The 13,439-nt window shown below is 63.7% G+C and carries 13 protein-coding genes; 7 read left to right on the forward strand and 6 right to left on the reverse strand.

Annotated elements, in window-relative coordinates; genetic code table 11:
• Window positions 1–13 precede the first annotated feature (13 nt).
• Window positions 14–874 carry a polyamine aminopropyltransferase gene (gene speE / locus HELO_RS00465; RefSeq protein ID WP_013330848.1) on the forward strand — a complete coding sequence of 287 codons (861 nt, stop codon included), beginning with the start codon at window positions 14–16 and terminating at the stop codon, window positions 872–874.
• 21 nt (window positions 875–895) lie between these two features.
• On the opposite strand, the gene HELO_RS00470 is transcribed toward speE, so the two are convergent.
• Window positions 896–1,387 (reverse strand): hypothetical protein, encoded by a 492-nt coding sequence (locus HELO_RS00470; RefSeq protein ID WP_013330849.1) that lies wholly within the window; start codon window positions 1,385–1,387, stop codon window positions 896–898.
• Between the two features lie 187 nt (window positions 1,388–1,574).
• Entirely contained in the window at window positions 1,575–2,501 is a 927-nt protein-coding gene (locus tag HELO_RS00475) for a LysR family transcriptional regulator (RefSeq protein WP_013330850.1), read from the reverse strand.
• A 145-nt stretch (window positions 2,502–2,646) separates the two neighbouring features.
• Here HELO_RS00475 and HELO_RS00480 point away from each other — a divergent pair, with 145 nt between their 5' ends.
• The gene (locus HELO_RS00480) at window positions 2,647–3,423 is read left to right on the forward strand and encodes a ferredoxin--NADP reductase (RefSeq protein ID WP_013330851.1); all 777 of its coding nucleotides are present in this window, start codon (window positions 2,647–2,649) and stop codon (window positions 3,421–3,423) included.
• A gap of 207 nt (window positions 3,424–3,630) precedes the next feature.
• On the opposite strand, the gene HELO_RS00485 is transcribed toward HELO_RS00480, so the two are convergent.
• Window positions 3,631–4,626 carry a TRAP transporter substrate-binding protein gene (locus HELO_RS00485; protein ID WP_013330852.1) on the reverse strand — a complete coding sequence of 332 codons (996 nt, stop codon included), beginning with the start codon at window positions 4,624–4,626 and terminating at the stop codon, window positions 3,631–3,633.
• 146 nt (window positions 4,627–4,772) lie between these two features.
• Between HELO_RS00485 and HELO_RS00490 the strand changes: the two genes are divergently transcribed.
• The 3 genes from HELO_RS00490 to HELO_RS00500 are packed head-to-tail and all read left to right on the forward strand — an operon-like array spanning window position 4,773 to window position 8,985.
• Window positions 4,773–5,297 (forward strand): TRAP transporter small permease, encoded by a 525-nt coding sequence (locus tag HELO_RS00490; protein ID WP_013330853.1) that lies wholly within the window; start codon window positions 4,773–4,775, stop codon window positions 5,295–5,297.
• On the forward strand, window positions 5,294–6,592 hold the full coding sequence (locus HELO_RS00495; RefSeq protein WP_013330854.1) for a TRAP transporter large permease: 1,299 nt from the start codon (window positions 5,294–5,296) through the stop codon (window positions 6,590–6,592). The genes HELO_RS00490 and HELO_RS00495 overlap by 4 nt, the downstream gene beginning before the upstream one ends.
• Before the next feature lie 23 nt (window positions 6,593–6,615).
• Complete coding sequence (locus HELO_RS00500; protein WP_013330855.1) at window positions 6,616–8,985, forward strand: glycoside hydrolase family 31 protein; 2,370 nt, start codon at window positions 6,616–6,618, stop codon at window positions 8,983–8,985.
• 64 nt (window positions 8,986–9,049) lie between these two features.
• Here the strand turns inward: HELO_RS00500 and glnK are convergent, their stop codons facing one another.
• The 3 genes from glnK to HELO_RS00515 form a co-directional block, all read right to left on the reverse strand.
• Entirely contained in the window at window positions 9,050–9,388 is a 339-nt protein-coding gene (gene glnK / locus HELO_RS00505; RefSeq protein ID WP_013330856.1) for a P-II family nitrogen regulator, read from the reverse strand.
• A 155-nt stretch (window positions 9,389–9,543) separates the two neighbouring features.
• Window positions 9,544–10,785, reverse strand: coding sequence for an ammonium transporter (locus HELO_RS00510; protein ID WP_013330857.1), 1,242 nt, complete (start codon window positions 10,783–10,785; stop codon window positions 9,544–9,546).
• 45 nt (window positions 10,786–10,830) lie between these two features.
• Window positions 10,831–11,169 (reverse strand): P-II family nitrogen regulator, encoded by a 339-nt coding sequence (locus HELO_RS00515; protein WP_013330858.1) that lies wholly within the window; start codon window positions 11,167–11,169, stop codon window positions 10,831–10,833.
• Between the two features lie 292 nt (window positions 11,170–11,461).
• Here HELO_RS00515 and HELO_RS00520 point away from each other — a divergent pair, with 292 nt between their 5' ends.
• Both HELO_RS00520 and HELO_RS00525 read left to right on the forward strand, forming a co-directional pair.
• On the forward strand, window positions 11,462–11,803 hold the full coding sequence (locus HELO_RS00520) for an accessory factor UbiK family protein (RefSeq protein ID WP_013330859.1): 342 nt from the start codon (window positions 11,462–11,464) through the stop codon (window positions 11,801–11,803).
• A gap of 92 nt (window positions 11,804–11,895) precedes the next feature.
• The gene (locus tag HELO_RS00525; RefSeq protein ID WP_013330860.1) at window positions 11,896–13,401 is read left to right on the forward strand and encodes a YifB family Mg chelatase-like AAA ATPase; all 1,506 of its coding nucleotides are present in this window, start codon (window positions 11,896–11,898) and stop codon (window positions 13,399–13,401) included.
• The last annotated feature ends 38 nt before the right edge of the window (window positions 13,402–13,439 follow it).

Raw genomic sequence — 13,439 nt, forward strand, 5'->3', positions numbered from 1 at the left:
TCGAGGGTTCATGATGAGCACGTCTCTTGATTCCGGCTGGTTCACCGAAGTCTTCGACAGCCAGGGCAGTGCCTTCTCGTTGAAGGTCACCGGCAAGCTGCACGATGTGCAGAGCGACTATCAGCATCTCGAGGTCTATGCGACCGAGACCTTCGGCAACCTGATGGTGCTCGATGGCTGCGTGATGCTGACCGACCGTGACAACTTTCTCTATCACGAGATGATCGCGCATCCGGCACTGTTCACCCATGCCGACCCGAAACGCGTGGTGATCATCGGTGGCGGCGATTGCGGCACCCTGCGCGAAGTGCTGCGCCATCCCGGCGTGGAGCGGGTCACCCAGATCGATATCGACGAGGAAGTGACCCGGGCCGCCGAGCGCTTCTTCCCCGCCCTGACCGAGTCGAACGACGACCCCCGTGCGGAGCTGGCCTTCATCGACGGCGTGCGCTGGGTCGACGAGGCAGAGGCCGAGAGCGTCGATGTGCTGATCATCGATTCCACCGACCCGGTAGGACCGGCGGAAGGCCTGTTCACGACCGACTTTCTGCGCCGCTGCCATCGTCTCCTGCGCTCCGGCGGGGTGATGGTGCAGCAGAGCGAGTCGCCGCTCTACCATAGCGGCTCGATCATCCATTCACTGCGTCGCGACATGCGCGAGGCGGGGTTCGACAGCGTGGCGACCCTGCCATTCCCGCAGCCCGTCTATCCTTCCGGGTGGTGGAGCGTCACCCTGGCCGGCAAGGGCCGCGAGGTGAACGACTTCCGCGAGCAGGATGCACGAGAGGCCGGCCTGCCGCTCGACTACTACACCGCCGACATTCACCGCGGCGCCCTGGCGTTGCCGCCGTTCATGCGTCGGGCGCTGGATTGAGCCCCGACGCCGGCGGCGCCCTCAGAGTCGTGGTTCGTGACGGGAGTAGGGTTCCGCCTCGCCGTCGCCCGGGTTCAGGGTCGGCTCGTTGCCCGCATGGCGCTGGCGAGATGCCGGCTGGGAGACGCGGGCACTGCCGATGACCTCATCGTCCATCGAGACCGAGCGTGCCGAGGAGGTCCAGGCGCGCTCGCTGTCGTGGACGGCGGGTCGCCGATCGAAGGAACGGGTGACCACATCGCCCGGTGCAAAACCGGGGCGCAGGCCCGCCAGGTGGTAGGGCAGCAGCCACAGTTCGGCGATCAGACGAACGCCGACCATGGCCAGCAACAGCACGCCGCCCCCGAGGGCGAGGCGTGGCCAGGCGGCCAGCCAGGTCGTGTCGGCGAGCCAGGGGGTGCGTGGCGCCAGCCACAGGCCGCCGGCCACCAGCAGGCCGAGCTGGATGATGGCGTGGCAGAACAGCAGGGTGCGCCGCGGCAAGGGGTGGCGCGGAAACAGGAATTGCCGCATGTTGAGTCCTCCGGATAGCGTCGGCGGTTGAAGTGCCGAGGTTGCGCCGGCGCTCCTTGCCGGTGAGCCCGCATCCTACCCTAGACAACGGCGGTCGGGCAGTGTCCGCGAAGACCGACGCCGGGTGTCGCCAGGTGCCGTCTAGGGTGTCGCCGAACGGACGGTGGGCCCTCAGGAATACAGTCCCTCAGGAATAATAGGGCAGGTCGATCTGGTCGCTGCTGCGAATGCCTTCCGTCATGTGTCGGCATTGCTTGAGGAATTCCCGCATGCCGGTCGCCAGGTACTTGTGGCGATGCCAGATGAAGGCGAACTGGCGGCTCAGGTCCAACTCGGGCGTCGGGATCTGTACCAGGCTGCCGCGCCGGAAGGCATCGCGCAGTGCCAGCTTGGAGACGCAGCCGATGCCCAGCCCCGACTCCACGGCACGCTTGATGCCCTCGGTATGTTCCAGCTCGAGCAGGGTGTTGAAGCGCCCGCGGCGATGACGCGCGGCCTGTTCCAGCGTCAGGCGGGTGCCCGAGCCTTGCTCGCGCATGATCCAGGCTTCCCTCAATAGACGATCCAGTTCCACTGGCCCCTGGTTCGCCAAGGGGTGATGCGGTGAGCAGAAGACCGCCAGCTCGTCCTCCACCCAGGGCTGGGTAATGACGTCATCCTCCTCGCACTGGCCTTCGATCAACCCCAGGTCGAGTTCATGCTGACGAACCTCGTCGACGATGGTGCGCGTGTTGCGGACCTGCAGACGAACGCGGCTGCCGGGATGGCGCTGCATGAAATCGCTGATCAGCAGGGTGGCCAGGTAGTTGCCGATGGTCAGGGTCGCGCCCACATCCAGGGTGCCGATGCCCTGCTGGCCACGCAGCAACTCCTCGACCTCTTCGGCCCGGTCGAGCAGTGCCACGGCCTTGGGCAGCAGCTGGAAGCCCAGGGCGTTGAGCTTGAGACGCTTGCCGATGCGGTCCAGCAGACGGCAGTCGAACTGCCGCTCGAGCTCGGCGAGGGCGGTACTGGCGGCCGACTGGGAGAGCGCCAGGGCCCGGGCGGCCTGGGAGACGCTCTCGTGCTGGGCCACGGCGACGAAGACCTCGAGTTGTCGCAGGGTATAGCGCATCCGGCTGGCTCCAAGGGTGGTTTATCCAGAGTATAGATAAGCTTTATCCATACAATCCATTTAACAGATATTCTGGCCTTGCTTAGAATCAGCTGCAAAGAGTAAGTGTCGCATATATGCACTTCTGGAATATGTAGGAGCCGACATGAGCAAGTTTGCCGAGGAAGAAGTCCTCAGCGTTCATCACTGGAACGATACGCTGTTCAGCTTCCGTACCACTCGCGAGCGCAGCCTGCGCTTCAAGAATGGCCAGTTCGTGATGATCGGCCTGGAAGTGGAGGGCAAGCCGCTGATGCGTGCCTACTCCGTCGCCAGTCCCAACTACGAGGATCACCTCGAGTTCTTCAGCATCAAGGTGCCGGATGGCCCGCTGACGTCTCGGCTCCAGCATCTTCAGGTCGGCGACAAGATCATGGTCAGCCGCAAGCCCACCGGCACGCTGGTCACCGACGATCTGCTGCCGGGGCGCAACCTTTACCTGCTGTCCACCGGCACGGGGCTGGCGCCTTTCATGAGCTTGATCCAGGATCCCGAGGCCTATGAACGCTTCGAGAAGATCGTGCTGGTGCATGGCGTGCGTACCGTCAGCGAGCTTGCCTATGCCGACTTCATCTCCAAGGAGCTGCCGGCACACGAATATCTGGGCGAGGAGATCAGCGAGAAGCTCGTCTACTATCCGACGGTGACGCGGGAAGACTTCCACACGACCGGACGCCTTACCGATCACATCCGTACGGGGAAACTGTTCGAGGACACCGGCCTGCCGACCATCGACCCCAAGCAGGACCGTGCCATGCTCTGCGGCAGCCCGGCGATGCTCGACGAGACCAGCTCGCTGCTCGACGAACTGGGCTTCAACATCTCGCCGCGCATGGGCGACCCGGGCGACTACGTCATCGAACGGGCCTTCGTCGAGAAGTAAGCCACCCGGCTGCGCCGGGAGCGGTAAGTTCCAATCTATGAGAAAACCCCATTTGCAGGTGCCAGATGGGGTTTTCTACGTCCGTCGGTAGGCTGGAATTTGCACTTACGGCGCGTCATCGATGAGTTCGATTACTTCAGTGCCGTCACGCTTGAACGTGGTCTCATGCGTTGCTGGTTTGACGCGAGCCTTCGGGGCTGCAACGGCTTACGCCTGCGCCTCGATCGCTTCGATCCAGCGCCGGGCACGCGAAGACTGTGAGGCGACCCGATCGCGAATCGGCCGTGTGCGTTCGGCAAATGCGGCCGTGTCGACCTCTATGAATTCGACCCCCATTTCCTCCTTGGCTGTCGAGACTGCAGCGTCGCTGGCGCTCTGCCATGCCGCCTTCTGGCTCGCCATGGACTCGGCGGCGGCGAGACGCAGCGCACGTCTATGTGCGCTGGACAGGCTCTGCCAACTCGCCTCAGAGATCACCAGCATGTCGGGAATCCGAGTGTGCTCGTCGAGGGTGAAGAACTTGGCAACCTCGCCGTGTCTCGCGGTGACCAACGCTGTAGGGTTGTTCTCCGCGCCGTCGACGACACCCTGCTGAAGTGCTGTATAGAGATCGCCGAACGCCAGCGGCGTTGGGCTTGCGCCCATGAGCTCGACCATTTCGATAGCAGTTGGACTCGGCTGCACGCGTATCTTCAGGTTCTTCAGGTCCGCCGGCGATTCGATGGGGCGCGTGGCGTAGAAGCCTCTTGCGCCGGAGTCGTAGTAGGTCAGCCCCCGAAAGCCTTTGCCTGCCGTCGCGCCGAGTATGTCGCGACCGATATCGCCCTCCAGTACGCGGTAGTAGTGCTCGCCGCTCTCGAAGAGATAGGGAATGTTGAGCAGCGAGAAGATCGGGTCGAACGCTTCCAGTTCGCTGGCGTTGGTCTTGGCCATGTCGAGAATACCCGCCTGGACCAGTTCGACGGATTCCCGCTGGTTGCCGAGCTGGGCATTGGGATAGATATCGATCGATAGGGTGCCATCGGTGAGCTCCAGGACACGATCACGCATGACCTGCATGGCCTGATGTACCGAGTGGGCTGTGGTCAGGTTGTGACTGAGTCGTAGAGTGCGAGCCTCGGCGGCAAACGAGCTGCGAACTCCAAGCCCCGCCAGCAGAAGCGTCCCTGCGCCCCACGTACAGAATCTCCGCCGCGTCGTCATTGCTCGCCCTTATCATCGAAAAGTAATTTAGAGCATCAGGTTTGAAGAGGGGCGTCAAACCGACCTTGGTCGATATTGCAAGCCTGCTATCGGGCTGCGACTCTGGACGTTGAATTAAACATCATATGTCAGACAAGGTGGGAGCGATGCCCAGCGTCCAGCACAGTCGCAGTCTGATAGCCAGATCGCGAGAGGCCGCCAACCGAGTGTTGGCGATACTGCTTCTGGTGATTTTTGCCTTGCTCGTGGCGGTGGTCACGGTTCAGGTGCTGAGTCGCTATCTCACCGACTCGCCGACAATCATCACCGATGAGATCGCGCGCTTTCTGTTGATATGGCTTGGCCTGCTGGGAGCGGCTTACGCTTCCGGCGCGATGCGTCACCTGGCGATCGACTTTCTCCCCGAGCGACTGCCGGATATCGCCCGCCGATGGCTCAAGATTGCGCTTCAGGCGATTATTCTTCTGTTTGCCGGCTACGTCATGATGTTCGGCGGCGGGGAGTTGGTTCGCCAAACGCTCGCCAACGGTCAGACGACGCCGATGCTCGGCATCGCCATGGGTTGGGTCTATATAGCGCTGCCGCTGTCGGGAGCGTTCATCGCCTTCTTTTCCCTACTCGAGATCGTGGCGCTCGCTCGTGCGCCCCACCCGTCGGGAGACGATGTATGACACTGATCGACAGCGCCGTTCTGTTCGGCACGTTCTTCCTGCTTCTCGCGCTTGGCCTGCCCATCGTCTTCGCTATCGGTATCGCCTCGCTCGTCTCGATCGCGACCAGCTTCGCCCTGCATGACGCCGCCCTCATTGTCTCCCAGCGGATGCTGAGCGGGCTCGACAGCTTCACCCTGCTGGCGATTGCTTTCTTCATTCTCGCGGGCGCGTTGATGAACCGCGGCGGCATCGCCATTCGCCTGATAGACCTGGCGCGCTTGATCGTCGGGCGACTGCCCGGGAGTCTTGCCCACTGCAATGTGGTGGCGAACATGCTGTTCGGCGCGATCTCCGGCTCCGCCGTTGCCTCGTGCGCGGCGGTAGGGAGCGTCATGACGCCGCTTCAGAGGAGCGAGGGCTACGATCCGGGTTACGCCGCCGCAGTCAACATCGCGTCGAGCCCGGCGGGACTGCTGATTCCACCGAGCTCGACTTTCATCGTCTACTCGCTCGTCTCCGGCGGCACTTCCATCGCCGCGCTCTTCCTTGCGGGCTACTTGCCGGGACTGATGATGGGGCTCGGGCTCATGCTCGTTGCTGGGATCATCGCCAAGCGGCGGGGCTATAGCGCGGATGTGGCGGAGCGCCAGCCGATCTTGCCCACGCTGCTCCACGCCCTGCCTTCGGTTCTGCTGATGGTGATCGTCATCGGCGGCATCGTTGCCGGTGTCTTCACTGCCACGGAAGCCTCGGCGATCGCGGTGATCTATACCCTGATTCTCACCATGGCGATCTACCGCACAATCACTTTCAGGGCGCTCCCGGCGATCGTGCTGGAAGCGGCGATGACCACCGCCATCGTGCTGCCGCTCATCTCGGTTTCCGGCGCGATGTCGTGGGCGATGTCGCTGGAGAGCATCCCGCAACAGATTTCTGCAGCGCTGCTCTCGCTCTCCGATAATCCGCTGGTCATCCTCCTGCTGATCAACCTGATCCTGCTCGCGATCGGCATGTTCATGGACATCACGCCGGCACTGCTGATCTTCACGCCGATCTTTCTGCCCATCGTCACGCAGTTCGGCATGGATCCGGTTCACTTCGGTGTGCTGATGGCGTTCAATCTCTGTATCGGCATCTGTACCCCGCCAGTGGGTAGTGCGCTTTTTGTCGGCAGTTCCATCGCCGGCGTTTCCATCGGCAGAGTGGGGGTGCCACTGTTGCCGATGTTCGTCGTGCTCTTTGCGATGCTGATGGCGATCACCTACCTGCCCCAGATCAGTCTCTTTCTTCCCAATCTGCTGCTCGGCGATTGAGTCGCCCCAACACCGAGGTCTGCATGCGTTTTCTCTCCGATTGGTCGCTGGAAGCGGTCGACACTGACCGGCTCGTACTGAATGCTGGCGACCGGAAAGTCGTCGTCTTCGTGTTCGGCGAGACGCTCTTTCGTATCTTTGTTCACCGTCACGATACGCCTCGCCCCACGCGGACCTGGTCGATCGACCCTGACGGTACGCTCGCCTGGGAAGGACGCGAGCGCCTCTCGGGCGAGGGCTTCACGCCGCCGGCGTGGCGTCTGACGGAGCATGAGGACGGCATCAGTGTGGAGAGCGAGCGCCTGAAGCTCGTCATCGCTCGGCCGTTCAAGCTGACCTGGTACGCGCGAACCGACGGCGAGTGGACACCGATCGCCGAGGATCGCCCCACCGGCGGCGTGGCGGTGGCGCGGCGCGGTAACGGTGTCGAGCACTATCTGAGACGCTATGACGACGAGCGCTATTACGGGCTCGGCGAGAAGAGCGGCGATCTGGAGCGCTCGGGGCGGCGCTTTGAAATGCGCACCCTCGACGCCATGGGGTATCGCGCCGAGACTACTGACCCGCTCTACAAGCACGTGCCGTTTACCATTACCCGGCGTAGTGACGGCCTCGCCTACGGGCTCTTCTACGACAACCTTGCCACTTCGCGGATCGATCTCGGTAACGAACTCGACAACTACCATGCGCCCTACCGCGCGTTTCGTGCCGAGGATGGCGATCTCGATCTCTGGTTTCTGCTCGGCGAGCGCGTGCTGGACGTGGTCAAGGAATTCACCCGGCTCACCGGTGGCGTTGCCTTCGGACCGAAGTGGTCATTCGGCTACTCCGGCTCGACGATGCACTATACCGATGCTCCCAACGCACAAGAGCGACTCGGGGAGTTCATCGCGCTCTGCAGAGAACACGATATTCCGTGTGACTCTTTCCAGCTCTCCTCGGGTTACTCCTCCATCGGCGACAAGCGCTACGTATTCACCTGGAACCGCGACAAGGTTCCCGACCCAGCAGCGATGGTGAGGACGTTTCGCGAGGCGGGCATGCACCTGATCGCCAACATCAAGCCGTGTCTTCTCACCGATCATCCAGCGTACGGCGATGCGGCCGAGAAGCGACTCTTTGTCACCGATTCCGACACCGGCGATGCGGAAGTGTCGCCGTTCTGGGATGCCAACGGTTCGCACTTGGATTTCACCCGACAGGCGACGGTCGACTGGTGGAAGGGCAACGTGGACGAAAAACTCCTCGCGCTCGGCATCGACAGCACCTGGAACGACAACAACGAGTTCGAGATCGAGGATCGCGAAGCACGACTCGACGGCTTTGGTGACCCGCTGCCGGCTTCGGTGGCCAAGCCCGTGCTTTCACTGTTGATGGTGAGAGCCTCACAGGAAGCGCAGATCGCACACGCCCCCTCGCGCCGGCCATTTCTGATTACTCGCTCCGGCGGGCCGGGGCTTCAGCGCTACGCGCAGACCTGGTCCGGCGACAACCGCACCGAATGGCCGACGCTTCGCTACAACCAGCGCATGGGACTCGGACTTGCGCTGAGCGGTATCTCCAACGTCGGCCATGACGTAGGAGGGTTCTCCGGCCCGCGCCCCGACCCCGAGCTCTTCGTGCGTTGGGTACAGAATGGCGTCATGCATCCACGCTTCACTATCCACTCCTGGAACGACGACGGGACGGTCAACGAGCCCTGGATGTACCCCGAGGTGCTCGACGCCGTTCGCGATGCGATCCGCCTGCGCTACCGGCTGCTGCCCTATCTCTACACCGTGGCGTGGCGCGCCCACGCTGAACTCGAGCCGATGATCCGCCCCACCTTTCTCGATCACGAGGACGATCCAGCGACTTTCGAGGAAAACGACGAGTTCCTGCTCGGCGAGGAGCTTCTGGTGGCGACGGTGGTGGAGCCGGGTGCACGAACGCGGCAACTGCACCTGCCGGACAATGGTTGCGGCTGGTATGCCTTCGAAGGGGGAGCCTGGCTGGCAGGCGGGCGCCAACTCGTCGTTGACGCACCGCTCGAGCATTTGCCGCTATTCGTGCGGGCCGGCGGGATCGTTGCCACCTCCGACCGGCTTGCCCACGTCGATCCGGCACAGGATGACGTACGGGCGCTTCGGGTCTATCCGTTCGTGGAAAGCGGGTCGCGCACGGTGCTTCTCTTCGACGACGACGGCGAGAGCACGCTGGGTGAAGGCGGGGGAACGCTCGTTACGCACGTCACGCTCAGTTGCGACGCCAACGCGATTCGACTCGACTGGCAGCATGAGGGGGACTACCGACCCGCCTACCAGGGTTTTCGTATAGAGCTTCCCACCGGCGACTCTCGGCCGCTGTACGTCAATGGCTGCAAGGTTGCGCCGGGGGAGAGCTGCCCACTCTGAGTTCTGGTAGTGCGCCGGAAGAGGGAAGAAACCCTTTTGAGCCTGGCTTCCCTCTTTCCTGAGATTACACCGCGTCCTTGTCGGTTTCGCCGGTACGGATGCGGATGACTTGTTCGAGCGGCGTGACGAAGATCTTGCCGTCGCCGATCTTGCCGGTATTGGCCACCTGGGTGATGGCGTCGATGACCTGTTCGGTCATGTCGTTGTCCACCGCGACCTCGAGCTTGACCTTGGGCAGGAAGTCGACCACGTATTCGGCACCGCGATAAAGCTCGGTGTGGCCCTTCTGGCGGCCGAAGCCCTTGACCTCGGTGACGGTGATGCCCTGGACGCCGATCTCGGAGAGCGATTCACGTACGTCGTCGAGCTTGAACGGCTTGATGATGGCGGTCACCAGTTTCATGGTCTTGTCCTCGCATGGTTCGTGTGCCGACGGCGACGCACGCCGTCCTTGCTGGCCTCATTGTGACAGAGCATACACCCGCAGCGAATAGAATAAAAAAAGCCCCCTTGCGGGGGCCAAGCAGGAGCACGCCAGCTCACTCGGGACACATCGCCTCACTTCTTGGCGACGTTGAACTCGGGGTAGGCCTCGAGACCGCATTCGGCCAGGTCGACGCCTTCGTATTCCTCTTCCTCGCTGACCCGGATGCCCATCACGGCCTTGAGGATCAGCCAGACGATCAGGCTGGCCACGAACACCCAGACGAAGATACCGAAGATACCGATGATCTGGGCGCCGAAGCTGGCTTCGCCGTTGGACAGCGGGACCGCCAGGACCCCCCAGATGCCGACCACGCCGTGGGCGGAGATCGCACCGACCGGGTCGTCGAGCTTCAGCTTGTCGAGGCAGACGATGGAGACGACGACCAGCAGGCCACCGAAGCCACCGATCAGGGTGGCACCCAGGGCACTGGGCGACAGCGGGTCGGCAGTGATGGAGACCAGGCCGGCGATGGCACCGTTCAGTGCCATGGTCAGGTCGGCCTTGCGGAACCAGGCCTTGGCCAGGATCAGGGCGGCGATCACGCCACCGGCGGCAGCCGCGTTGGTGTTGACCAGGACTTGCGCCATGTTGTTGGCGGAGGTCACGTCGGACACCTTCAACTCGGAGCCGCCGTTGAAGCCGAACCAGCCCAGCCACAGGATGAAGGTACCCAGTGTCGCCAACGGCATGTTGGCGCCCGGGATGGCGTAGATGGCCCCGTCCTTGCCGTACTTGCCCTTGCGGGGGCCGAGCACCAGCACGCCGGCCAGGGCGGCAGAGGCACCGGCCATGTGCACGATGCCGGAACCGGCATAGTCGGAGAAGCCGATCTCGGCCAGCCAGCCGCCGCCCCAGGTCCAGTAGCCGGAAACCGGGTAGATGAAGCCGGTCAGGATCACCGAGAAGATCAGAAAGGCCCACAGTTTCATGCGCTCGGCGACCGCGCCGGAAACGATCGACATGGCGGTGGCCACGAACACGACCTGGAAGAAGAAGTCGGCGCGGGCGGAATAGTAGGGCGCGTCATCGCCGCCGGCCATGACCGCATCCACGGAGTTCTCGCCACCCAGCAGGAAGCCCAGGCTGGGCAGGATGCCGCCGGCGCTGCTGGAGTACATGAGGTAGTAGCCCACCAGCAGGTACATGGTGCAGGCGATGGCGAACAGGGCGATGTTCTTGGTCAGGATCTCGGCGGTGTTCTTGGAACGGACCAGACCGGCCTCGAGCATCGAGAAGCCGGCGGCCATCCACATCACCAGGGCGCCGCAGACCAGGAAGTAGAAAGTATCGAGCGCGTAAGCAAGCTCTGTCATGACGAATGTCTCCGTATCGGGAACAGGCAGGAAGGCGGTCGGCGATCAGACGGCGTCGGCGCCACGCTCGCCGGTGCGGATGCGGATGACGTCTTCCAACGGGGTCACGAAGACCTTGCCGTCGCCGATCTTGCCGCTGTTGGCGGCATTGCAGATCGCGTCCAGCACGGTATCCAGTCGATCGTCGTCCACCGCGACCTCGACCTTGACCTTGGGCAGGAAGTCGACGACGTACTCGGCGCCGCGATAGAGCTCGGTGTGGCCCTTCTGGCGACCGAAGCCCTTGACCTCGGTGACGGTGATGCCCTGAACGCCGTTGTCGGCGAGCGCCTCGCGGACATCGTCGAGCTTGAAGGGCTTGATGACGGCAGTGATCAGCTTCATCCCGATTCTCCCTTGTTCGGTGAACGCGGCACGTTGCCGCGCGGTGCATAGTTGTCCTGATGAAGCGCGAATCGTGCCAGGTGGCGGGATATTGCTGACTTTTCATGAACCTGTGACTAGCGCGAGGTATCGCTGAGCAAGGAAAGTGCAATGCGGGGCCGGCTCATGCACAGGATTGGTGCCGGGGTGGCGGCGCCATGCCCCACAAGGTGGCAGGCATAAGGAATGCGGCGAGGAGCCGCCTTGCGTATCCTGTCGGTAGGTTTTCCACAATACGTTCAGGAGAGTCAGCATGGTCAGCCAGGACCGCATCAGCCGCTTGGCCCAGCAGATCGGGGAGCGCCTGCAGGGGGCTTCCCAGGCCCCGGAAGATGTGCAGAAAGGGGTGCAGCAGGTGGTGAAGGGCGCCTTCGACCGCCTCGAGCTCGTCTCGCGGGAGGATTTCGACATCCTCATGGATGTCCTGCAGCGCACACGCGGGCGGGTCGAAGCCCTCGAGAAACAGGTCGCCGCCCTGGAAGAGGCCCTGGACGCTTCCGCCGCCGCCGATGAAGATGCCGAAGAAGTCCGGGAAGCCGAGGTGGGCAGCGACTCCCCCGAGGAAGACGCCGGCGCCGGAGAGACCGGACGGTGAAATCCCGGGCGCGCTCCGTGTCACTGGTCTAGCCTGAAAAAGCGAGACAAGGAAGTCTCTCCAAGAAGGTACAGTGGCGCGAGGGAACGCCTATGACGCTGGCGATCATTCGCACCCGGGCGGGCCTCGGCCTGGAGGCGCCCGAGGTGCTTGTCGAGGTACACCTGACCAACGGCCTGCCTGGCATCACGCTGGTCGGGCTGCCCGAAACCGCCGTCAAGGAAAGCCGGGAGAGGGTGCGCAGCGCCCTGGTCAATGCCGGTTTCGAATTTCCGCTGCGGCGTATCACCCTGAATCTGGCGCCCGCCGATCTTCCCAAGGACGGCGGGCGCTTTGATCTCCCCATCGCACTGGGCCTGCTGGTCGCTTCCGGACAGATTCCGCCCGAGGCCCTGGCCGAGGTGGAGTGTGTGGGCGAACTGGCGTTGGACGGCGGCCTGCGCCCGGCGAGCGGGGTGCTACCGCTGGCCATGGCCACGCGGCAAGCGGGGCGGCGCTTGATCGTGCCCCGAGCCAACGCCGACGAAGCGGCCCTGGCCGGTGATCTCGAGGTTCTGCCCGCCGAGCATCTGCTGGAGGTGGTGGCCCATCTTCTCGGGCAGGAAACCATTGCCGCCCATCGGCTACAGGCGCCGCCACGTCGCGATACCTCGGAGCCGGATTTACGCGAGGTGAGAGGGCAGCACCAGGCGCGTCGTGCCCTGGAAGTCGCGGCGGCGGGAGGCCACAACCTGTTGTTCGCCGGCCCGCCCGGCACCGGCAAGACCATGCTGGCCAGTCGTCTGCCCGGCATCCTGCCGCCGCTCGGCGAGGACGAGGCCCTGGAGGTCGCGGCGGTACGTTCGGTCAGTGGATTGCCGCTGGCCGAGCAGTGGGGACGTCGCCCCTTTCGAGCCCCACATCACACTGCGAGTGCCGTAGCTCTGGTCGGCGGCGGCTCGCGTCCCAAGCCGGGGGAGATCTCCCTGGCGCACCACGGCGTACTGTTTCTCGACGAACTGCCGGAGTTCTCGCGGCAGGTTCTGGAAGTGATGCGCGAGCCCATGGAATCCGGACAGATCCACATTGCCCGCGCCAACCACGAGCGTCGTTATCCGGCGCGTTTCCAACTGGTGGCGGCCATGAATCCCTGCCCCTGCGGTCATCTTGGCGACCCGCGCCAGGCCTGTCACTGCACGGCCGCCCAGATTCAGCGCTATCAGGCGCGACTGTCAGGCCCCTTGCTGGATCGCATCGACCTGCAGGTGGAAGTGCCAGCCCTGCCAGCAGAGCAATTGACCTCGCGGGAGTCGGGAGAGGATTCGGCGACGGTACGCGAACGGGTTTTGGCGGCGCGTGAGCGCCAATGGTCGAGAGGAGCGCTCAACGCCTACCTGGCAGGCCCCGATCTGGAAGCTGCTTGCGCGCTGGGTGCCGATGACCGTGCCTGGCTCGCCGAAGTGCTGGAGCGACTGCAGCTTTCGGCACGAGCCTTCCATCGCGTGCTCCGGGTGGCCCTGACCCTCGCCGACCTGGCCGGTGCCCCCAGGCCGACCCGCGAACATCTGATCGAGGCCATCGGTTATCGCCAGCTCGACCGCTTGCTCAAGGGCGGCTGAAGCGACTGACGCCCTGACTGTCGCAAGAATTCGGCAGG

The sequence above is a fragment of the Halomonas elongata DSM 2581 genome, from assembly GCF_000196875.2.
In the GTDB taxonomy this organism is placed as follows: domain Bacteria; phylum Pseudomonadota; class Gammaproteobacteria; order Pseudomonadales; family Halomonadaceae; genus Halomonas; species Halomonas elongata.